General features: G+C 63.6%; 19 protein-coding genes, 1 tRNA gene and 2 pseudogenes. 11 read left to right on the plus strand and 11 right to left on the minus strand.

The window, feature by feature from the left end; all coding sequences use genetic code 11:
• Positions 1-29: 29 nt before the first annotated feature.
• Positions 30-1871: pseudogene (locus X751_RS0133265) on the plus strand (potassium transporter Kup); the annotation flags it as partial.
• A 292-nt stretch (positions 1872-2163) separates the two neighbouring features.
• Positions 2164-3204, plus strand: a complete 1041-nt coding sequence (locus tag X751_RS152160; RefSeq protein WP_023712682.1) for an aldehyde reductase — start codon at positions 2164-2166, stop codon at positions 3202-3204.
• A 50-nt stretch (positions 3205-3254) separates the two neighbouring features.
• On the opposite strand, the gene X751_RS152155 is transcribed toward X751_RS152160, so the two are convergent.
• On the minus strand, positions 3255-4145 hold the full coding sequence (locus X751_RS152155) for an SDR family oxidoreductase (RefSeq protein ID WP_023744645.1): 891 nt from the start codon (positions 4143-4145) through the stop codon (positions 3255-3257).
• Positions 4146-4283: 138 nt separating this feature from the next.
• Between X751_RS152155 and X751_RS152150 the strand changes: the two genes are divergently transcribed.
• Both X751_RS152150 and X751_RS152145 read left to right on the plus strand, forming a co-directional pair.
• Positions 4284-4718 carry a helix-turn-helix domain-containing protein gene (locus X751_RS152150; RefSeq protein ID WP_023744646.1) on the plus strand — a complete coding sequence of 145 codons (435 nt, stop codon included), beginning with the start codon at positions 4284-4286 and terminating at the stop codon, positions 4716-4718.
• Positions 4719-4765: 47 nt separating this feature from the next.
• Positions 4766-5998 (plus strand): annotated as a pseudogene (locus X751_RS152145) (NAD(P)/FAD-dependent oxidoreductase); the annotation flags it as partial.
• Here X751_RS152145 and X751_RS1000000165580 read toward each other — a convergent pair.
• Together X751_RS1000000165580 and X751_RS0133270 are read right to left on the minus strand one after the other, a co-directional pair.
• Positions 5964-6722 carry a glutathione S-transferase family protein gene (locus tag X751_RS1000000165580; RefSeq protein ID WP_245265756.1) on the minus strand — a complete coding sequence of 253 codons (759 nt, stop codon included), beginning with the start codon at positions 6720-6722 and terminating at the stop codon, positions 5964-5966. The pseudogene X751_RS152145 and the gene X751_RS1000000165580 overlap by 35 nt on opposite strands.
• A 1-nt stretch (position 6723) precedes the next feature.
• A complete protein-coding gene (locus tag X751_RS0133270) occupies positions 6724-7029 on the minus strand; it encodes a Rieske (2Fe-2S) protein (RefSeq protein WP_023690332.1) in 306 nt (101 codons plus the stop codon).
• Positions 7030-7124: 95 nt separating this feature from the next.
• Between X751_RS0133270 and X751_RS152140 the strand changes: the two genes are divergently transcribed.
• The 3 genes from X751_RS152140 to ilvC all read left to right on the plus strand — a co-directional run bounded on the left by X751_RS152140 (position 7125) and on the right by ilvC (position 9435).
• Positions 7125-7583, plus strand: coding sequence for a MarR family transcriptional regulator (locus X751_RS152140; RefSeq protein ID WP_023731255.1), 459 nt, complete (start codon positions 7125-7127; stop codon positions 7581-7583).
• A gap of 155 nt (positions 7584-7738) precedes the next feature.
• Positions 7739-8392, plus strand: coding sequence for a TetR/AcrR family transcriptional regulator (locus X751_RS152135; protein WP_023744649.1), 654 nt, complete (start codon positions 7739-7741; stop codon positions 8390-8392).
• A 23-nt stretch (positions 8393-8415) separates the two neighbouring features.
• Positions 8416-9435 (plus strand): ketol-acid reductoisomerase, encoded by a 1020-nt coding sequence (gene ilvC, locus X751_RS152130; RefSeq protein WP_023744650.1) that lies wholly within the window; start codon positions 8416-8418, stop codon positions 9433-9435.
• An 80-nt stretch (positions 9436-9515) separates the two neighbouring features.
• Here ilvC and X751_RS152125 read toward each other — a convergent pair whose 3' ends face one another.
• Together X751_RS152125 and X751_RS152120 are read right to left on the minus strand one after the other, a co-directional pair.
• Positions 9516-9800 (minus strand): PilZ domain-containing protein, encoded by a 285-nt coding sequence (locus X751_RS152125; protein WP_023685169.1) that lies wholly within the window; start codon positions 9798-9800, stop codon positions 9516-9518.
• Positions 9801-9969: 169 nt separating this feature from the next.
• On the minus strand, positions 9970-10563 hold the full coding sequence (locus tag X751_RS152120; RefSeq protein ID WP_023744651.1) for a BA14K family protein: 594 nt from the start codon (positions 10561-10563) through the stop codon (positions 9970-9972).
• A 157-nt stretch (positions 10564-10720) separates the two neighbouring features.
• Here X751_RS152120 and X751_RS152115 point away from each other — a divergent pair, with 157 nt between their 5' ends.
• Entirely contained in the window at positions 10721-11833 is a 1113-nt protein-coding gene (locus X751_RS152115; RefSeq protein ID WP_023744652.1) for an endonuclease/exonuclease/phosphatase family protein, read from the plus strand.
• A 5-nt stretch (positions 11834-11838) separates the two neighbouring features.
• Positions 11839-12558 (plus strand): hypothetical protein, encoded by a 720-nt coding sequence (locus X751_RS152110; RefSeq protein ID WP_023744653.1) that lies wholly within the window; start codon positions 11839-11841, stop codon positions 12556-12558.
• On the opposite strand, the gene X751_RS152105 is transcribed toward X751_RS152110, so the two are convergent.
• From X751_RS152105 to X751_RS152090, 4 genes are all read right to left on the minus strand, one after another.
• A complete protein-coding gene (locus X751_RS152105; protein WP_023744654.1) occupies positions 12555-12797 on the minus strand; it encodes a hypothetical protein in 243 nt (80 codons plus the stop codon). The genes X751_RS152110 and X751_RS152105 overlap by 4 nt on opposite strands.
• Before the next feature lie 129 nt (positions 12798-12926).
• Positions 12927-14144 carry an ABC transporter permease gene (locus X751_RS152100; RefSeq protein ID WP_023685173.1) on the minus strand — a complete coding sequence of 406 codons (1218 nt, stop codon included), beginning with the start codon at positions 14142-14144 and terminating at the stop codon, positions 12927-12929.
• A complete protein-coding gene (locus X751_RS152095) occupies positions 14141-14845 on the minus strand; it encodes an ABC transporter ATP-binding protein (protein WP_023744655.1) in 705 nt (234 codons plus the stop codon). Before X751_RS152095 ends, X751_RS152100 begins: the two co-directional genes overlap by 4 nt.
• A gap of 4 nt (positions 14846-14849) precedes the next feature.
• The gene (locus tag X751_RS152090) at positions 14850-16136 is read right to left on the minus strand and encodes an efflux RND transporter periplasmic adaptor subunit (RefSeq protein WP_023744656.1); all 1287 of its coding nucleotides are present in this window, start codon (positions 16134-16136) and stop codon (positions 14850-14852) included.
• 113 nt (positions 16137-16249) lie between these two features.
• Here X751_RS152090 and X751_RS152085 point away from each other — a divergent pair, with 113 nt between their 5' ends.
• Together X751_RS152085 and X751_RS152080 are read left to right on the plus strand one after the other, a co-directional pair.
• A complete protein-coding gene (locus X751_RS152085) occupies positions 16250-17158 on the plus strand; it encodes a PhzF family phenazine biosynthesis protein (protein WP_023744657.1) in 909 nt (302 codons plus the stop codon).
• A 106-nt stretch (positions 17159-17264) separates the two neighbouring features.
• Positions 17265-17340 (plus strand) — tRNA-Lys (locus X751_RS152080).
• A gap of 169 nt (positions 17341-17509) precedes the next feature.
• On the opposite strand, the gene X751_RS1000000166960 is transcribed toward X751_RS152080, so the two are convergent.
• Both X751_RS1000000166960 and cobT read right to left on the minus strand, forming a co-directional pair.
• Positions 17510-17782: a hypothetical protein gene (locus tag X751_RS1000000166960; protein WP_155923538.1), complete on the minus strand. Its 273-nt coding sequence runs from the start codon at positions 17780-17782 to the stop codon at positions 17510-17512.
• A 250-nt stretch (positions 17783-18032) separates the two neighbouring features.
• Positions 18033-19043 carry a nicotinate-nucleotide--dimethylbenzimidazole phosphoribosyltransferase gene (gene cobT / locus X751_RS152075; protein ID WP_023744658.1) on the minus strand — a complete coding sequence of 337 codons (1011 nt, stop codon included), beginning with the start codon at positions 19041-19043 and terminating at the stop codon, positions 18033-18035.
• Positions 19044-19063: the final 20 nt, after the last annotated feature.

Consider the following 19063-nt stretch of genomic DNA (forward strand, 5'->3'; position numbering starts at 1 on the left):
CGCACCGCGCGGTGATCGGGGAGTAGTCGATGGCTCTTTCCAGCATCGGTAGCGAGGCTGAACCCGTCGAACAACCGAACCACTCCCACACTGAACAGCACAGCACCAAAGTTCTGATGCTGGGCGCGCTTGGCGTCGTCTATGGCGATATCGGCACCAGCCCGATCTATGCCTTCCGCGAGGCGCTTCACGCTTCGCCTGGTACCGACACGCGTATAGATGTCCTGGGCGTGCTGTCGCTGATCGTCTGGGCGCTGACGATTATCGTCACCATAAAATACGTCGCTTTCGTGCTTCGCGCCGACAACAAGGGCGAGGGCGGCACGCTGTCCCTGATGGCGCTGGCGCGCAGCGCCTATCCAAAAGGCGCCAAGCTTATCCTCGGCATCGGACTTTGCGGGGCGTCGCTTTTTTTCGGAGACGCTATCATAACTCCGGCCATTTCCGTGCTGTCGGCAGTTGAGGGCCTGGAAGTGGTGACACCGACGCTGGAGGCCTATGTCGTTCCGATCACCTTGGTCATCCTGGCATTTCTGTTCTCCGTGCAGCGCTTCGGCACGGGGAAGGTGGCGGCAGTATTCGGGCCGGTGACGGCGCTATGGTTCCTGGCCATCGGCGTTTCCGGGCTCTACCACCTGATGGATGATCCTTCGGTGCTGTTGGCGATCAACCCGTATTATGCGATCGCCTACTTAGCCGGCACGCCGACCGCCGCTTTCGTGACCGTTGGTGCAGTGTTCCTGGCGGTAACGGGGGCCGAGGCGCTTTATGTCGACCTTGGACATTTCGGGCGCAAGCCGATCGTGCTCGCGTGGTTTTCCGTGGTGTTTCCTTGCCTGCTGCTCAACTACTTCGGCCAGGGCGCCTTTGTATTGGCGAATGGCGGCAGGCCGACCAATCCATTCTTCGAGATGTTGCCGGATTGGGCGCTGATGCCAATGGTCGGCTTGGCAACGGCCGCCACCGTGATCGCCAGTCAGGCGGTGATCTCGGGTGCTTTTTCGCTGGCACGTCAGGCAGTGCAACTCAACCTGCTGCCCCGCATCGAGGTGCAGCACACGTCCGAAATGCAGAGCGGCCAGATTTATATGCCGCGCGTCAACCTGCTCATCGCCCTGGGAGTGATGCTGCTGGTTGTCGGCTTCGGCAGCTCGAGTTCGCTGGCTTCCGCTTACGGAATTTCGGTGACCGGCGAGATGCTGATGACAACCATTCTGCTGTTCGTTGTCATGCGCAATTTGTGGAAATGGCAGCTTGGGCTCGCCCTGGCATTGGCGCTGCTGTTCGGCACCATCGACATGGGTTTCTTCCTGGCGAATGTCGTCAAGATCGTGGAAGGCGGATGGGTGTCAATATCCGTTGCCTGCCTCATGGGGCTGATCATGACCACCTGGATACGCGGCAGCCGCTATCTGTTCGACAAGACCCGGCGCAACGAAATCCCGCTCGATTTCCTCGCCGGCAATCTGCTGAAGAAGAAGCCGCAGCTGGTGTCCGGCACCGCCGTGTTCCTGACCAGCGATCCGCAAAGCGCGCCGACAGCGCTGATGCACAGCCTGAAGCACTACAAGGTGCTGCACGAGCAGAACGTCATTCTGTCGGTGGTCACCGCACCGCAGCCGCTGGTGCCCGACAGCGAGCGGGTCAAGATGGAGACAGTCAACGAGTTGTTCATGCGGGTGACGCTGACCTTCGGCTATATGGAGCAGCCCAACATTCCGCGCGCGCTGGCGATCTGCCGCAAGCAGGGCTGGAAGTTCGACATCATGACGACGTCGTTCTTCCTGTCGCGGCGCTCGCTCAAGGCATCGCCCAATTCCGGCATGCCGGTGTGGCAGGGCAAGCTGTTCATCGGGCTCGCCCGCTCGGCGGNTCATGACGACGTCGTTCTTCCTGTCGCGGCGCTCGCTCAAGGCATCGCCCAATTCCGGCATGCCGGTGTGGCAGGACAAGCTGTTCATCGGGCTCGCCCGCTCGGCGGCCGATGCGACGGAGTATTTCCAGATCCCGACCGGACGTGTGGTCGAGATCGGCACGCAGGTGGCGATNCTCGGCGGCCGATGCGACGGAGTATTTCCAGATCCCGACCGGACGTGTGGTCGAGATCGGCACGCAGGTGGCGATCTGAGGGTCTCGAACGGATAAATCGTCGAGGAGGCTAATATGAGCGGCGAATTGGTGCTGGTCACCGGCGGGTCCGGCTTCCTCGGCGCTCACTGCATCCTCGAACTGTTGAAGGCCGGCTACCGCGTCCGCACCTCCGTGCGATCGGCCAGGCGCGAAGCCGATGTGCTCGCCATGCTCAAGGCAGGTGGCACGGAGCCCGGTGACGCCCTTTCATTCGCCCATGCCGATCTGATGGCCGACGCAGGCTGGCCGGCGGCGGTGGCCGGCTGCGATTACGTGCTGCATGTCGCATCGCCTTTTCCGCCCGGCGTGCCCACGCATGAGGATGACCTGATCCTTCCGGCGCGCGAGGGCGCGTTGCGCGTGCTGCGGGCGGCGCGGGATGCCGGGGTCAGGCGCGTCGTGCTCACCTCATCCTTCGCGGCCGTCGGCTATGGCAAGATGCGCGCGGATGGGCAGCCTTTCAACGAGGAAAACTGGACCGATCCGGCAGGCAAGGTCAGCGCCTATGTGAAGTCCAAGACGCTCGCCGAGCGCGCGGCCTGGGATTTCATCGCCGAGCAGGGCGGCGCGCTGGAGCTTGCGGTCGTCAATCCCGTCGGCATCTTTGGACCGGTGCTCGGCGCGGACCATTCGACCTCGACCGAATTTGTCCAGCGCATGCTGAACGGCGCCGTGCCTGGGCTGCCGCGCCTGTCCTTCGGCGTCGTCGATGCGCGCGACGTGGCGGATCTGCATGTTCGCGCCATGACCCACCCCGCCGCCAAGGGCGAACGGTTCCTGGCTGTCGCCGGCGATTTCATGACGGTGCGCGAGATCGCGCAGACCCTGAAGACGCGGCTCGGGCCGGCGGCGTCGCGCGTCTCGACGCGGGAGTTTCCCGATTGGCTGGTGCGCATCATCGGGCTGTTCAATCCGGAAGCGGCACAACTCGCAACGGAACTGGGCAAGATCAAGAACGCCACCAACGCCAAGGCGGTGCGCGTGCTCGGCTGGGCGCCACGCTCGCGCGAAGATGCTTTGATTGCCACGGGCGAAAGCCTGATCCGGCTGGGACTGGTCAAGCGACGTAAGTAATTGTGCGGGAGGCCGGACCTTAAGGGCTCGGCGTCCCGCAATGGCAGCTTTCAGCCGGCCAGTGCAGCCTTGTTCGTCTCCAGAAACTGCTTCAGCGGCACCGACTTTCGGCCGGAGAGTTTTTCGACCGCGTCGGTCACCATGCCGAGGTCACCGGCGCGGGCGGCGGCGTCGAATGAAACCAGCACCTTGGCGAAGGGTTCAGGCAGGCCGGCCGACTTCATTCCCTCGGTCAGGGCTTCGTCGGAAAGCTGGATGACCTTGATCGGCTTGCTGGTGACCTCGGTGACCAACGCCGCCACTTCGGCAGCCGTATACGCACTGGGGCCGGTGAGCGTGTAAGTCGCGCTTTCGCTGCTGTCCGAGGCGAGCCCCGCTGCGATCGCCGCCGCGAAATCGTCACGCGTGCCGTAGGAAATGGCGCCGTCGCCGGCGGAGGTGTACCACTGACCCGACGCCAGAACCTGCGGCAACGCCATGAACAGGTTCTCGTTATACCAGCCATTGCGGAATATTGTGTAGGGGATTCCGCTCGCCTTGATCGCCTGTTCGGTGTCGTAGTGGTCGGGCGCGAAAACAACCGGCGAACCAGGCTCGGGGTTGGGCATCGAGGTGTACAGCAGGTGGCCGACGCCAGCCTGTTTGGCCGCCGTCACCGCCGCAAGCTGCTGCTCGCGCCGCTTCCCCTGTACCTCAAGTTCGTTGGTCGAGATGACGAGTGCCCGGTCGGCTCCCGCGAAGGCCTCGGCAAGCGATTGCGGGTCGTTGAAGTCAGCGGCTCTGACGACGACGCCGCGCGCCGCCAGATCGGCAAGGTTGGCGGGTGTACGGGTGGTGGCGATGATGCGGTTTGCGGAGATCTTTAATGTGTCCAGCAGGTGGTTGATGACGCCGCGGCCAAGCTGGCCGGAAGCGCCGGTGACGAGAAGGGTTGCGGTCATGGGGGATCCTGAAATTGCGCCGGGTGGCGGGTGCTTCTGACAGTCTCAAAAAGAGACCAGCACTAAAATAAGAATTGACCGGCCACCGTAAAGAAGGCAGTTTTTAGGGAGGTAGGCACCGCCAGGGAACCAGCAGCCATGGACGGCAAGGTCGTCAATCTGAGAACCAAGCTCAATATATTCAAAGCCACCAGCGATGGCGCAAACATTGCCGATTGCCCGGTTCGCGACGTGATGCAGGGCGTGAACGGCAAATGGAGTTCGCTGCTGATGGCGGCGCTCGCAGAGCAGCCCTATCGTTTCGGCGAGTTTCGGCGCCTGGTGCCCGACATCTCGCAGCGCATGCTCACCCAGACGCTCCACGATCTGCAGCGCGACGGCTTTGTTCATCGCGAAGTGTTCCCGACCAAGCCGCCAAGCGTCGAATACAGCCTGACCGATCTCGGCCGTTCGATGTTCGGCGCCTTGCATCAATTGATCCTGTGGGCCGAACTCAACCATGGTGCGGTGCGCAAGGCGCGCGCTGCCTTCGACGCCGGTGGCTATATTTTGGTCCATGCAGCAAAGGCTTGATTTGACAATGGCGCTGAAGGATTGTCCGGCCAGTAGTTGGGCGGGCAATGGAAAAATCTCTCGACATCGCGATTGCGGGCGCCGGCCCGGCGGGGCTCGCCACCGCGCTCTATCTCAAGCGCGCGGGCCACAACGTCACCATCTTCGAACGTTTCGAGGAACCCAAGCCCGTCGGTTCCGGACTGATCCTGCAGCCGACCGGGCTGAGCGTGCTCGCCGATCTCGGCCTGCTCGACGACATTCTGGCGCTGGGGAGCCGCATCGAGCGTCTGCATGGCGCCGATGCCTCGAGCGGCCGCACCGTGCTCGCCGTGCGCTACGATGCGCAGCCTGGCGGCCGTTTCGGGCTGGCGGTGCACCGGGCGGCGTTGTTCAACGTGTTGTTTCGCGCCGCGCAGCGCCAAGGCATCGCCATCGAAACCAGTGTCGAGATCGAGGCGCTGGACGTCGGTGAGCGGGCGATCCTGATCTTCGACCAGAACCGAACGGTGGGGGGCCGCAGGGCAGGGCCGTTCGACCTCGTGGTCGACGCCAGCGGCTCGCGTTCGAAGCTGCGCCGGTGCCTCAACGATCCGGCCGAGCCGCGGCAGCTCACTTACGGCGCGTTCTGGGCCTCGCTCGGCTGGCGCCAAGGCTTCGACGAAAATGCGCTGCTGCAGCGCTACGACAAGGCCAGCGTGATGATCGGCGTCCTGCCGATCGGCCGACCGGAACCGGGCGGGGACAAGATGGCGGCGTTCTTCTGGAGCCTGAAGCCGGCGGATGCCGAAAACGTGCGCGCGGCAGGGCTCGACGCATGGAAGGCGCGACTGGTCTCGCTGTGGCCACAGTGCGAGGCGTTCACCAGCCAGATCGACAGCTTCGACCAGCTGTCGCTGGCGCGCTACGGCCACCACACGATGAAGCTGCCGGCCGGCCGCAGGCTGGCCGTGATCGGCGATGCCGCGCATTCGACCAGCCCGCAGCTCGGGCAAGGCGCCAACATGGCGCTGCTCGACGCGGCAGCACTCAGCCATGCCTTGGCACAAACGGGCAACGTCGAGGCAGCGCTGGAAAGCTACGCCCGGGCGAGGCGATGGCATGTTTGGATCTTCCAGCTGCTGTCGCTGGCGCTGACGCCGTTCTACCAGTCGGACGGCACGATGCTGCCCTTCTTCCGCGACAGGCTGGTGGCAACCATCGCCAAAATCCCGCCAGTGCCAAGCGTGCTTGCCTCGATGGTGGCCGGCACGCTGATCGATCCGTTCAGGCGGATCGGGCTAGAGGAGGTGCACTGGCCAGATCATCCGGCGGGATCAGGGTCGAGAGAAACGAATTTCTCGCACGCAGGAATAGACGCAGCCGCTGCGGATAGCCCGGCGCCACGGCACCCTTGATCGAGGCGCGTTCGCTCAACGCCTTGCGCCAGGCCTGGACCAATGGCTTGCCGTCCAGAATGCCGAAATTGCCGATCCCGTCGAAGGCGTCGAGATAGCGGAAGACCGGGCCGTAGACGGCGTCGACAAGGCAAAAGCGCTCGCCGTTGAACCACGGTCCGGTCTGGTCGGCCAGTTCGTCCTCCAGACGATCGAACATGGCCGAAAGTGCCGTGGACTCTGCCAGGAAGGCGGCCTCCGTCGAAGCCGAGTAGAACCGGCCGATGGTGTTCAATGTCGCCGAGCCGAACTCGATCCAGGCGCGATGCCGGGCACGGGCGTAGGCGTCGGCCGGATGCAGAGGATTGGCTTGCGTCTCCTCGAGGAATTCGAGAATGACGGCGGATTCGAAGATCACTGTCTTCTCGCCATTTGCGTGGACGATCAGCAGCGGCACCTTGCCCAGCGGCGAAATCGCCTTGAACCAGTCCGGCTTGTTGGCGAGGTCGATGGTGACGCGTTCGAACGGCACGCCCTTCTCAGTCAGCGAGATCGCGGCGCGCTGGACATAGGGGCATAGATGATGGCTGACGAGAATGAGCTTGCCAGTCATTTCATTCTTATCAGGCATTTCATTCTTCTCAGGCATGTCACTCTCCCCAGACATAGTTCAACGCGCCGTCCTCGACGCGCGTCGACAGGAACATCAGTCGCGACGCTTTTGGCGCCGGACCTTCGATCCGGTCGCCTGATGTCATGTCGAAGGCGGCGCCGTGCCACTGGCAGACCAGCTTGCCGTCCTTGCAGTCGAGCGGCCCGCCGAAATGCAGGCAGACATTGGCGGCGGCGCGGATGCGCTCACCGCTGCGCCAAATATGGACCTCGCGGCCGAAGAATGGCGCGATCAGGCTGCCCGTCTGTGGGACGTCGGCGACTTTGCAGATTTCGTGTTTCATGGATCTTTCCCGGATTGATGCAATTGCATGCATATAGATGCAAGTGCATTGACCGTCAAGCTTGATGCAACTGCATCTATCGCCTAGGATGGGTCATGACCAAAACAACCACGCCTTCGCCCGAAGCCGTCAAGGCCTGGGCCCGCCTGATGCGGGTTTCGCGCCAGCTCATCGAAAAGGCGGAAGAGGCTTTGAAGACCAGCGGCTTGCCGCCGCTCGACTGGTATGACGTGCTGCATGAACTCGCCGAGGCGGGCGAGGGCGGGCTGCGGCCATTCCAGCTGACCGAGCGCACTCTGTTTGCGCAGTACAACATCTCGCGGCTCCTGGCGCGCCTCGAGGCCGATGGACTGGTCGAGAAGCTCAGGGTTGCCGATGACGGCCGCGGCCAGACCATCCGCATCTCGGCCAAGGGCCGTCAGACGCGGCGACGGATGTGGGCTGTCTATGGACGGTCGATTGCGGAATTGGTCGGCGCAAAACTCTCCGCGGAGGAGCTGAAGATACTGGCGAGCCTGCTTGGAGAGCTGCGCCATCCGCCCGCCGATGATTGATCCGTCAGAATCTCGTGGTTTGCTCGGCGGCTCTCACGTCGACGATTTTTCTACCTAACCCCTTGCGTCGAGCACAGGATTGCGCAATATGCCGAACCGTAACGTACGGTACGCCGTTTGAGGCGACCCGGCGAGCTCATCGAATGGGCAGGAAATTGTTGCAGGCAAGGGCCGAGATCGATACCAGCGAAGTGCTGACAGAGCGGCAAACGGCCGTCCTGGACGCGGCTTTGCGGCTGCTGGTCGAGAAGGGCGACAATCTGACCATGACGGCGGTGGCGCGCCGCGCCAGCTGCTCGAAGGAAACGCTCTACAAATGGTTCGGCGACCGCGACGGACTGCTGACGGCGACCGTGCAGTGGCAGGCATCGAAAGTGCGCGTGGTGCCGGTCGACGGTGAGCGGCTCGATCTTGCCTCGCTGACGGCAAGCCTGGAAGGCTTCGCCTCGGACTGGCTGAAGGTGATTTCGAGCGATACCTCGATCGCGCTGAACCGCGTCGCGGTCGGCCATACCGGATCCGGAAAGGACGATCTCGGCGCGATCGTGCTGGAGAATGGCCGTTTCGCGCTGGCCAGACGGTTGAAGCCGGTGCTGCTTGCCGGCAAGCAGGCCGGGCTGCTCGACTTTACGGACGCCGAAATGGCGTTCCGGACCTTTTTCGGGCTGGTCGCCCGCGACGTGCAGATCCGTCTCCTGCTCGGCGACCGGCTGGAATTGACTGAAGCGGCGATCGGCGGCGATGCCGCCCGGGCGACGCAGCAGTTTCTCGCTCTTTATGGAGCAAAAACCGGGCCGCAAGGCCTCTAATCTCTGTGGGAAGGAAGCAAAAGATGCGTGTCTATTACGATCGCGACGCCGATCTCAATCTGATCAAGGGCAAGAAGGTCGCCATTATCGGCTATGGCAGCCAAGGCCGGGCGCACGCGCTCAACCTCAAGGATTCCGGCGCCAAGGAAATCGCCATCGGCCTCAAGGCTGGATCGGCGACCGCCAAGAAGGTCGAGGCCGACGGGCTCAAGGTGATGAGCGTGACGGACGCTGCCAAATGGGCCGATTTGATGATGATGGCGACGCCTGACGAATTGCAGGCCGACATCTACAAAAACGAAATCGCGCCAAACATTCGTGACGGCGCCGCGATTGCCTTCGCGCACGGCCTCAACGTGCATTTCGGCCTCATCGAGCCGAAGTCGACCGTCGATGTCGTCATGATCGCGCCGAAAGGCCCCGGCCACACGGTGCGCGGCGAATACCAGAAGGGCGGGGGCGTGCCGTGCCTGGTCGCCGTCAACCAGGATGCTTCCGGCAACGCGCTCGATCTCGCTCTGTCCTACGCCTGCGGCGTCGGCGGCGGCCGTTCGGGCATTATCGAGACCAATTTCCGCGAGGAATGCGAGACCGATCTGTTCGGCGAGCAGGTCGTGCTCTGCGGCGGCCTGGTCGAACTGATCCGCGCCGGTTTCGAGACCCTGGTGGAAGCCGGCTATGCGCCCGAAATGGCCTATTTCGAGTGCCTGCACGAGGTCAAGCTGATCGTCGACCTGATCTATGAAGGGGGCATCGCCAACATGAACTACTCGATCTCGAACACAGCCGAATGGGGCGAATATGTCTCTGGCCCGCGCATTATCACCGCCGAGACCAAGGCCGAGATGAAGCGCGTGCTGAAGGACATCCAGACCGGAAAATTCACCTCGGAGTGGATGCAGGAATACCGCGCCGGCATGTCGCGCTTCAAGGGCATCCGCCGCAACAATGACAGCCACCAGATCGAGGAAGTCGGCGCCAAGCTGCGCGCCATGATGCCCTGGATTTCCAAGAACAAGCTGGTCGACAAGGCCAAGAACTAACCCGCAGTCGTCGGGATTGGGAGCAAAGAGCCGGCGGAGCGATCCGCCGGCTTTTGATGCCGGTTTATCGATCAGGATACTCAGCCATAGTGCCAATGCGGCTTCGGCTCGGTGCCGGTGAACTCGACGCCGATGCGGTCGTCGCGGCGCCAGCGCACGATGGCCTTGTAGCCGATGCCGTCGACCGGCACATAGAGCAGGAACTCGTCCGGCACGCGCGCGTCTATAGACACTTTCAGCTCGGCGCCGCCGGCATGCATGTTGCGCACCGTGCACTTGACCTCGGAATTGGTGAGGCCGGTCAGAATCGTCGCGCCTTTCAGCACGCGCTGCCGGTGTTTGTTTCGCAATTCGTTGTCGGCCATGACGGCACGTCCTTCGCGACCGGATCGGCGCGATCGTCAGATGGGGCACGATATCACGGATAGGCTGAGCCGATAAACATATGGTTAGCGGTGACCGAGACCAGCCGTCTTTCCCAAATGAAAACGGCGCCGCGATGGGGCGGCGCCGTCGTTTATTGTCGTTTATAGTTCAGCTGTAGGGCGACCAGCATTGCTGGCGCGGGCCACCATAGGGCTGGAACGTGTTGTCCCAGGCCCGGTAGGACCGATAGCGGTCGTAGCACCACTGTACATGGGCGCTGGACAGACGCTGCGTGCGGTAATAGCGGCGGGGCGCCGGCTGCACGTAATAGCCGTCATTGTAATAGCCGTTATTGTAGTAGCCGTTGTTGTAGATGCTGCCGAGGCCGAGACCCAGGCCGAGGCCGAGAACTGCTGCGGCGCCGGTGTCAAAATCACGGCCGCGATGGTGGCGGTGATGGCGCCAGCGCCAGTTGTCGCCGCCGTTCCAGTTGCCGCCATTCCAATTGCCGTTGTTCCAGTTGCCTGACCGGGCAAAGCGACGGCTGTCGTGGCGGCGCCACTGCCAATCGTTGAAGGAGCGGCGGTCATTGCCGCCCGCCCAGCTGTCGCGAACCGGTGTGATGTCAGACAATGCGGTGCTTGCCGGCATCGACAAGTCCGGCTGCAGGATCGGGCCCGCGGCGGATGGCGCCGTGAGACCCGAGAAAAGACCGAGCGCTAACAGCCCGGATTTGACTGTGGACGAAAAGAGCGAGCTCATTGCACTCTCCAAGTGATACAGGCCCCACGCCCGGATACCCCAGGGAAGTGGCCTATTGATGGACCTTGGCGTCTGAACGGAGGATGAACAGAAAGGTTCCATCAGCCATGACGAGCAGCCCTTGTTTTCATTGGCGCTTGCGGGCAAAGGTCAGTCCATGTCGCTGCGCCTCGCCACTTTCAATGTCGAAAACCTGATGAACAGGTTCGATTACTCGGGCTTCCGCAACCAGCTCAACGAAGACCGCACGCTGGCGCTTTTCGACATTCAGAGCGAAGCCGAATACCGGATGCTGGAGCAGGCGCGCGCCATCGCGCAATCCGACGATACGCGCCAGTTGACCGCGCTCGCCATTGCCGCCACCCGTGCGGACATCATCTGCATGCAGGAGGTCGACAACATCGAGGCGCTGAAGGCCTTCGAGTACGGCTATCTCTTCAAGATGGTGGGCGAGGGTTACCGGCAGAAATACACCACCGCCGGCAATGATTCGCGCGGCATCGACGTTGCCGTGATGATGCGCAACGAGACAGCGCAAGGTCAGCCGATCGAATTCGTGCGCATGACCAGCCATGCCTATGTCACGTTCGAGCAGTTCGGGCTGCACACGCCCGAACTCGAGGCGCTCGGCAACCTGGCCAATGAACGCATCTTCCGGCGCGATTGCCTGGAGGTCGACATCAAGGTCGGCGGCGTGCCGCTGACGCTTTATCTCGTCCATTTCAAATCGATGGGCTCGCCGCGCAACGGGCTCGACGGACGCGAGGCGACGATGCCGGTGCGCATCGCCGAGGCGCAAGCCGTGCGCCGCATTATCGAGGAGCGCTTCGGCAAAGAGCACGCAGCCGACAAAAACTGGGCGATCTGCGGCGACATGAACGACTACCGCCAGCGGGTGAAGATCGAGGGCGACGCTATCGACGGCTACCGCTTCCAGGTGATCGACGAGAGCCAGTCCTGTATCGATGTGCTCACCGCCGGCGGCTTTTGCGAGAATGTCGTCGAACGCCGGCCGGAGATGGACCGCTGGAGTTTCTACCACACGCGCGGGCCGAAGGAGCGGCATCTGTGCCAGCTCGACTACATCCTGCTGTCGAAAGGGCTGGCGGCGAAGAATGCGACGGCGGTTCCCGACATCATCCGCAACGGCCAGCCCTGGCGCACCATCTTTCCGGCCGGACAGGCGGTGGAGCGCTTTCCGCGCGCCGGCTGGGACCGGCCGAAGGCGTCGGACCATTGTCCCGTCGCAATTACCCTGGACATGGCTTGAGCACGGTGAGCTTCAACCTGCCGCGCAACGTCATCCTGCCCGTCGACGAAATCGACGTCCGGCTCGACCCCGGCCCGCATCCGTTCGAGCGCGACAACGCGCAGGCGATCACTGACAACTGGCGGCGCGAGGTCACGGCCAATCCGGCGTTGTTCGACGGCACGGTGGTGCTGCTCTCGGCGCTCGCCTGGCGCGACAACCGGATCGTCGGGCGTTGTCACGCGGTGAAGTACTCGACCTTCCTGCTGTGGCGAAAGAACCGGCAGGGGACGGGCGCCGAGCATGCCTATGGCCACGCCATGCTGGTCGCCGGCGACAACGCCCTGGTGGCGATCCGCATGGGCGCGCACACGGTCCCGGCCGGCAGTGTCTACTTCGCTGCCGGCTCGTTCGAGCCGATCGATTTTCGCGATGGCCGCGTCGATGTCGATTTCAACATGATCCGTGAAGTGCGCGAGGAGACCGGGCTTGACCTGACAGGCGCTGCGCGCGGCAAGCGCTACCATGCGCTGTCGACTTCGACCGGCACGGTCCTCTTCCGCCGCTACCACGTCGATGCGCCGGCCGACGAGATTGCGCGGCGCATCGGCGCCTTCGTCGCGACCGAGACCGAGCCGGAGATCGAGGGGCCGGTGATCATCCGCCACGCCGCCGACCTGCCGGAAGGGTTGGCGCCGCATATGAAGCCGCTGGTCGAGTGGCATTTTGGCGGTGGCGGGGGCTAACGGCGCGGATTGTTCTGCGCCGCCTTGCGGTTGTTGCGGGCGGCGACGAGGAACAGGATGACGCCGATGCCCAGCAATCCACCCATGACCATGCCCATCGTCTGGCCGACGACTGCCTGAAAATCGGCGGTGACACGATCGGGATTGGCCATGCCGTAGCGGGCGAGATACCACCAAAGTCCCGCAAGGGCGCCTTCGATGATCACCATCGTCAGAATCAGCCGCGCCTTCTTGCTCATTGCCACTCCTTGACCAGATGCTTTGCTCTAAAATTAGCATCGCAGACCGGACGACAACAAGTATTGCCGATGTCGACAAGCACCCATCCTTGTGGATAGCGGTTGGTTGCGGTGGAGCTGATCTGGCGCTTATTCGTGGCGCAGCGCGTCGATCGGGTCGAGCCTGGCGCCGCGCAGCGCCGGGAAGAAGCCGAACACCATGCCGATCAGCGCCGAAAAACCGACGGCGAGCAGGATGACCGCCGGGCTCGGCGCAAACGGTATGGCCAGCGTTGCCGAGGCGAGGCCGGCCAGCGCCAGGCCGATCAGGATGCCGATAATGCCGCCGAGCAGCGACAGCACCGTCGCCTCGACCAGGAACTGGATGAGGATGTGCTTTTCATGCGCGCCGATGGCGAGCCTGATGCCGATCTCGCGGGTGCGCTCAGTGACCGAGACCAGCATGATGTTCATGATCCCGATGCCGCCGACCAGCAGGCTGACGCCCGCGACGGCGCCCAGCATGCCGGTCATGGTGGTGGTGGCGCTGGCCATGGCGTCGGCGATCTGGGTCATGTCGCGGATTGAGAAATCGTCTTCGCGGTCCGGCGTGATGCGGCGGGTGTCGCGCAAAATGTCCTCGACTCGCGGCTGCAATTCGGTGGTCGGGGTGCGATCGTCGGCGGCGACGTAGATGTTGTCGATGTCGCGGTTGCCGGCGATGCGGCGCTGATAGGCGGCAAGCGGCATCAAGACGACATTGTCCTGGTCCTGGCCGAAGCCGGTATAGCCCTTGGGTTCGAGCAGGCCGATGATCTTGCACGAGGTGCGGTTGACGCGGATGATCTCGCCCTCGGGTTCGCCGGCGCCGAAGAATTGCTGGCGCACCGTTTCGCCGATCAGGCAGACGCCGGTGCCGGAGCGTGTTTCCGAATCCGAGAACGGGCGGCCCGACACCAGCTTCCAGTCGCGGGCGTCGAGATAGGCGCTGTCGGTGCCGGTGACGCCCGAGGTCAGGCTCTCGGTGCCGAAAATGACGCGGACTTGTTTCTGCGACGCCGGCGCAATGGCGCGCGCTCCGGTCAGGTGGGCTACGAGGGCGGCTACATCCTTGTCGGCCAGAGGCCGTACCGCCTGGTCGAGCCCGCCTGGTCCGCCGGTGCCTGCCGGGCGGCCGGAACGGACGACGAGCAGGTTCGAGCCGAGCTTGGCGATGTCCGACTTGACCTTGGCCGTGGTGCCCGAACCGATGGTCAGCATGGCGATGACGGCGGCGACACCGATGACGATGCCGAGCAGCGTCAGGAACGAGCGCAGCACATTGCGGCGGATGGAGCGCAGAGAGAGGCGGACGGTTTCCCAGATCATGACGCCAACTCCGACTTGGCCGTGTCGGACGCGACGTGGCCGTCGAGGAAGCGGATGGTGCGCTCGGCATAATCGGCGACATCGGCCTCGTGGGTGACCATGGCGATGGTCAAGCCGAGCTCCCGGTTCAGCCGCGTCAACAACTCCATGATCTCATGCGTGCGGGCGGTGTCGAGATTGCCGGTCGGCTCGTCGGCGACGAGCAGCGTAGGCCTGGTGACGATGGCGCGCGCGATCGCCACGCGCTGCTGCTGGCCGCCGGAGAGTTCGGCCGGCGTGTGGTGTTCGCGCCCGACCAGGCCGACCTCCGCCAGCGCCTGCATGGCAAGATCGCGGCGCTCGCGGGCCGGCGCGCCGCGATAGATCAGCGGCAGCTCGACATTTTCCGCCGCCGTGGTGCGCGGCAACAGATTGTAACCCTGGAAGACGAAGCCGATATAGAGATTGCGCAGAAGCGCCCGGCGGTTGCGGTCGAGCCGCCCGGCGTCGATGCCCATGAAGGAGTAGGTTCCGGCCGTCGGCGTGTCGAGGCAACCGATGATGTTCATCGCGGTCGATTTGCCCGAACCGGACGGGCCCATGATGGCGACGAATTCGCCACGCTGGATGGCGAGGTCGACGCCGGCCAGCGCATGGACCTTGGCTTCGCCCTGGCCATAGCTCTTCCAGACCGAGTCGAAACCGATGAGGCCCGCGGCCATGGCGTCAGCTCCGCAGCTGCGAGGTCGTGATAACCTCTGCACCTTCATCCAGCCCGGAGGTGATCTCGGTCAGTTCGCCGTCGGTGGAGCCGATCTTCACGTTGACCGGGTGCGGCCGGCCGTTCTCCAGCACATAGAGCGTGCGTGAGCCGTCGGTGGGCGCCTTCACCGGCTGGCGGCGGTTGCCGCCACGGCCCATGCGGCCGGTGAACAGATCGCTGAGGCTCCACGCGCGGGCAGCAGGTGCCGATGGCCGATAGCGAAACGCTGTTGAAGGCACGGTGAGCACGCTCTTGGCCTGCCTGGTGACGACCGAAACCGTGGCGGTCATGCCGGGCCGCAGCAAAAGCTCGTTATTGTTGACTTCCAACCGTGCATTGTAGGTGACGACGCCGTCGGTGGTGACCGAGGCGTAGGAGATGTCGCGGATCTCGGCGTCGAACGGCCGCTCGGGAAAGGCATCGACGGTGAAGCGTGCATGCTGGCCTGGTTTGACCGCGCCGATATCGGCCTCGTCGACCGCCGCCACCAATTCCATGTTCCTCAAATCGGCGGCGATGATGAACAGAACCGGCGCCTGCAGCGAGGAGGCGACCGTCTGGCCGGGGTCGACGGAACGCGTCAAGACGATGCCGTCGATCGGCGCATAGATGGTGCTCTTGGCAAGGTCGGTCTGCTGCGCCTTGAGATCGGCCTGGGCGATGGCGAGATTGGCCTGCGCACTATCGAGCGCCGCCTTGGAGCGGTCGCGCGTGGCAGTCGCCGCCTCGAGCGACTGATCGGTCGCCATGCCACGCCTGGTCAGTTCGGCCGCGCGGGTGAGGGCGCTTTCGTTCTCCTTCAGGGTTACCGTGGCGTCCTCGACATTGGCGGCAGCGGCCTTGGCCGAGGCTTCGGCGCGTTCGATCTGGACCTCGAGTTTCACCGTGTCGAGCGTCGCCAGCACGTCGCCCTTCTTGACCTGCTGGTTCTCTTCGGCCGAGACCGAGCGGATGATACCGGACAGCTCGCTTGAAATGTCGACCTGGGTGAGGGGCTGCAGCGTGCCGGTCGCCGAAACCGCGACGGTGAGGTCGGCAATGGTAGCCGGCGTGGTGGTGTAGTCGATCTTGGCCGGGGAGCCGGCAAACCACTGGTAGCCAGCCAACCCGGCGGCAAGTGCGATCAGCGCCAGCAGCGCGTAAAGCCAGCCCCGGCGGCGCGTCTTGCGCACGCCGCTCTGATCAAGCCCGAGCGCCGCCTCGATGGCGGAATCCGATTCCGTCTTTGGCAGATTGACAAGCTGGTCCACGCCGGACCCCTATGAAAGCGTAATGTCCCTAGTTGTGCACAGATCAGGCTTGGTGGTTCGAATATCAAATTAAATTTCGGCCATGTTCGGATTGAGGCGGAAGGTTTTTCAAGATGCAGACCCGCAATTACTTGCTCTACGATGTGTTTACGACGGAGCGGCTGGCCGGCAATCCGCTGGCTGTCGTACTCGACAGCCAAGGGCTGGATACAGCCGCCATGCAGGCCATTGCGCGCGAGTTCAACCTGTCCGAATCGGTCTTCGTGCTGCCGCCGGACAATCCAAAACATCGCAACCGCATCCGCATTTTCACGCCCGACTATGAGATGCCGTTCGCCGGACATCCGACAGTTGGCGCCGCGATCGCGCTGGCCGAACTGACAGGCGAGGGCGAAGCCGGCATCTTCGTGCTGGAGGAGAATATCGGCCCGGTGCGCTGCGCCGTCAGCCGGCACGATGGCGCCACCTTTGCCGAGTTCGACCTGGCGAAGCTGCCCGAGCCGCTGAAGCTCGATGCCGACCCGGAGGCGATCGGCGCCGCCCTCGGGCTGGCGCCGCACGAGATCGGCTTCGAGAATCACCTGGTGTCGTTCTGGTCGGCAGGCGTGCCTTACGTCACCATCCCGGTCGCCAATCTGGAGGCTGCGGCCCGGGTCAAGCTCGATAACCAGGCCTGGTCCGAACTGGCGCCGCGCAAGAGCGAATGGGCTTTCGCCAGCCCGTATGTCTATTGCCGCCAGACGGTGAACCATGACAGCGCCTTCCATGTCCGCATGATCGTGCCGGGCACGCCGTCCTATGAAGACCCGGCGACCGGTTCGGCGGCAGCCGCCTTTGCCGGCGCCATCATGCATTTCGATGCGCCCACCGACGGCATTTCGCAGCTGTGGATCGAGCAGGGGCTGGAGATGGGCCGCCCGTCACGTATCCGCTTGGAATTCACTGTCGAAGGCGGAAAACTGGCCTCCGCGCGCATCGGCGGCCATGCCATCAAGGTGGCGGAAGGCAGGCTGTTCGTGTGACCGCCTGCGGCAGTTCAGCGATTTGTCGGGAAATGATTCCGGCAGGGCTGGACAGGACCGGTATCGGCGGCTATATGCCCGCCAACGCCGGTTTTACCGGTCGAGTGGGTGCGTAGCTCAGTTGGTAGAGCAGCTGACTCTTAATCAGCGGGTCCACAGTTCAATCCTGTGCGCACCCACCAAATTTCTAGAAGAGTTGGTGGAAGACCTTGGAATGCCGGACGCGTTGACGCGCCTCGACATGCTGGGGCAGGTTTGCCTTAAACTCGGCGGCCGGTAAGCCGGTGCGCTATTTGGCGAAGGAGTGAAGGCCGCGCTGGATTAAGAAAAGCCCGGAAGCCGAAGCCGCCATCAATTAAAGCCAGTTTGAAACCACGGACTGGTGTCATACCCTAAGCGCGGATTATAATGATCCAGGAAGTTTTCGGCCCTATTTGACGGTCGCGCAACCACGGTGCCCGTCGATTTGCAATCCGGTTTCGCGGTCGGCTTGCTGCCAGCCTTCTTATGAGCTGTAGAACACGAGGTTGTAGCCTGAGCGGTGGCCACCTTTTTCTTCTCTTTCGCAGCAGCTGCTCCGGTAGCGGCCAATACTATTGCTACGCCAAAGACAACGAGTTTCATTGAAAACGCCCTCACCCTGCCCAATCCGTAATGATTGCGCCTGGTCACCGTTACGTCAATCACATTTTGTCGGCAACGGCGGCGAATAGTGCCAGTAAAAAGAGCCCACCACAGAAGCAGCGGGCCAACCCCCAGGTGGGGAATCTTTCAGCGGCCGTGCTGTTCGAGCCACCAGCCCGGAATGCCAGTGATCGGCCCGACGATGGTCAGTGAAGGTTCGGGCCGGCGCCCTCCCGTCAAATCGCTCTAGCTACTTCTCCGAAACACCAGCCTCGGCAAAGCTCGCCATGCCCGTGTGGCACTCCAGCGCCGAGCGGACGATGTTGACGGCTAGGCAGGCGCCGGAGCCTTCGCCGAGCCGCATGCCGAGGTCGAGCAGCGGCGGCAGGCCGAGCACTTCGAGCAGGCGGCGGTGGCCGGATTCGGCCGAGACATGGGCGGCGATGGTGTGGGCGAGGCCAGACGGGTGCAGCCGCGCCAAGGGCGCTGCCGCGGCCGTGCAGACGAAGCCATCGAGCAGCACCGGGACATTGTTGCGGCGGGCGGCGAGCGTGGCGCCGAAGGTGGCGGCGAGTTCTCGTCCGCCAAGGGCGGCGGCGATCTTCAGCGGGTCGGACAGCGCGTCGGCATGGCGCTTGAGGCCGGATTCAATGGCGATGACCTTGCGCTTCAGCCCGGCATCGTCGACGCCGGTGCCGCGCCCGGTCCATTTTTCAGCGCCGCCGCCGAACAGGGCGGTCGAGATGGCGGCCGCCGGCGTGGTGTTGCCGATGCCCATCTCGCCGAAACAGACGAGGTCGAGGTCTTTCGTCACCGCGTCATAGCCAGCCGAGACGGCGGCGAGGAAGTTTTTTTCGTCCATTGCCGGCACGTCAGTGAAGTCGCCGGTCGGATGATCGAGATCGAGCGGGATGACGTCGAGTTCCGCGCCGGCGATGCGGGCAAGCTGGTTGATGGCGGCGCCGCCGCCGGCGAAATTCGCCACCATCTGCACCGTCACTTCCGAGGGAAAGGCTGAAACGCCTTGCGCCGTCACACCGTGGTTGCCGGCGAACACGAAGACTTTGACGCGGTCGAGTTTCGGCATGTCGCGACCCTGCCAGCGCGCCAGCCAGGCGGCGAGAGTTTCCAGCCGGCCCAGGCTGCCTTGAGGCTTGGTCAGCGTGTCCTGGCGGCGGGCGACGGCGTTGGCGGCGGTATCGCTGCCGGCAGGCAGATCGAGACAGGCGGCGCGCAGTTCGTCGAATGATTTGAATGGCATGGGGAAGGAATCTCCGGGGA

The sequence above is a fragment of the Mesorhizobium sp. LNJC394B00 genome (assembly GCF_000502555.1).
Classification (GTDB): Bacteria; Pseudomonadota; Alphaproteobacteria; order Rhizobiales; family Rhizobiaceae; genus Mesorhizobium.

Bases quoted from the DNA above. Each gene is read 5' to 3' on its own strand.
- X751_RS152160 (WP_023712682.1), top strand. From the start codon at position 2,164: ATGAGCGGCGAATTGGTGCTGGTCACCGGCGGGTCCGGCTTCCTCGGC.
- X751_RS152155 (WP_023744645.1), bottom strand. From the start codon at position 4,145: ATGACCGCAACCCTTCTCGTCACCGGCGCTTCCGGCCAGCTTGGCCGC.
- X751_RS152150 (WP_023744646.1), top strand. From the start codon at position 4,284: ATGGACGGCAAGGTCGTCAATCTGAGAACCAAGCTCAATATATTCAAA.
- X751_RS1000000165580 (WP_245265756.1), bottom strand. From the start codon at position 6,722: ATGCCTGAGAAGAATGAAATGCCTGATAAGAATGAAATGACTGGCAAG.
- X751_RS0133270 (WP_023690332.1), bottom strand. From the start codon at position 7,029: ATGAAACACGAAATCTGCAAAGTCGCCGACGTCCCACAGACGGGCAGC.
- X751_RS152140 (WP_023731255.1), top strand. From the start codon at position 7,125: ATGACCAAAACAACCACGCCTTCGCCCGAAGCCGTCAAGGCCTGGGCC.
- ilvC (WP_023744650.1), top strand. From the start codon at position 8,416: ATGCGTGTCTATTACGATCGCGACGCCGATCTCAATCTGATCAAGGGC.
- X751_RS152125 (WP_023685169.1), bottom strand. From the start codon at position 9,800: ATGGCCGACAACGAATTGCGAAACAAACACCGGCAGCGCGTGCTGAAA.
- X751_RS152120 (WP_023744651.1), bottom strand. From the start codon at position 10,563: ATGAGCTCGCTCTTTTCGTCCACAGTCAAATCCGGGCTGTTAGCGCTC.
- X751_RS152115 (WP_023744652.1), top strand. From the start codon at position 10,721: ATGTCGCTGCGCCTCGCCACTTTCAATGTCGAAAACCTGATGAACAGG.
- X751_RS152105 (WP_023744654.1), bottom strand. From the start codon at position 12,797: ATGAGCAAGAAGGCGCGGCTGATTCTGACGATGGTGATCATCGAAGGC.
- X751_RS152100 (WP_023685173.1), bottom strand. From the start codon at position 14,144: ATGATCTGGGAAACCGTCCGCCTCTCTCTGCGCTCCATCCGCCGCAAT.
- X751_RS152095 (WP_023744655.1), bottom strand. From the start codon at position 14,845: ATGGCCGCGGGCCTCATCGGTTTCGACTCGGTCTGGAAGAGCTATGGC.
- X751_RS152085 (WP_023744657.1), top strand. From the start codon at position 16,250: ATGCAGACCCGCAATTACTTGCTCTACGATGTGTTTACGACGGAGCGG.
- X751_RS1000000166960 (WP_155923538.1), bottom strand. From the start codon at position 17,782: ATGAAACTCGTTGTCTTTGGCGTAGCAATAGTATTGGCCGCTACCGGA.
- cobT (WP_023744658.1), bottom strand. From the start codon at position 19,043: ATGCCATTCAAATCATTCGACGAACTGCGCGCCGCCTGTCTCGATCTG.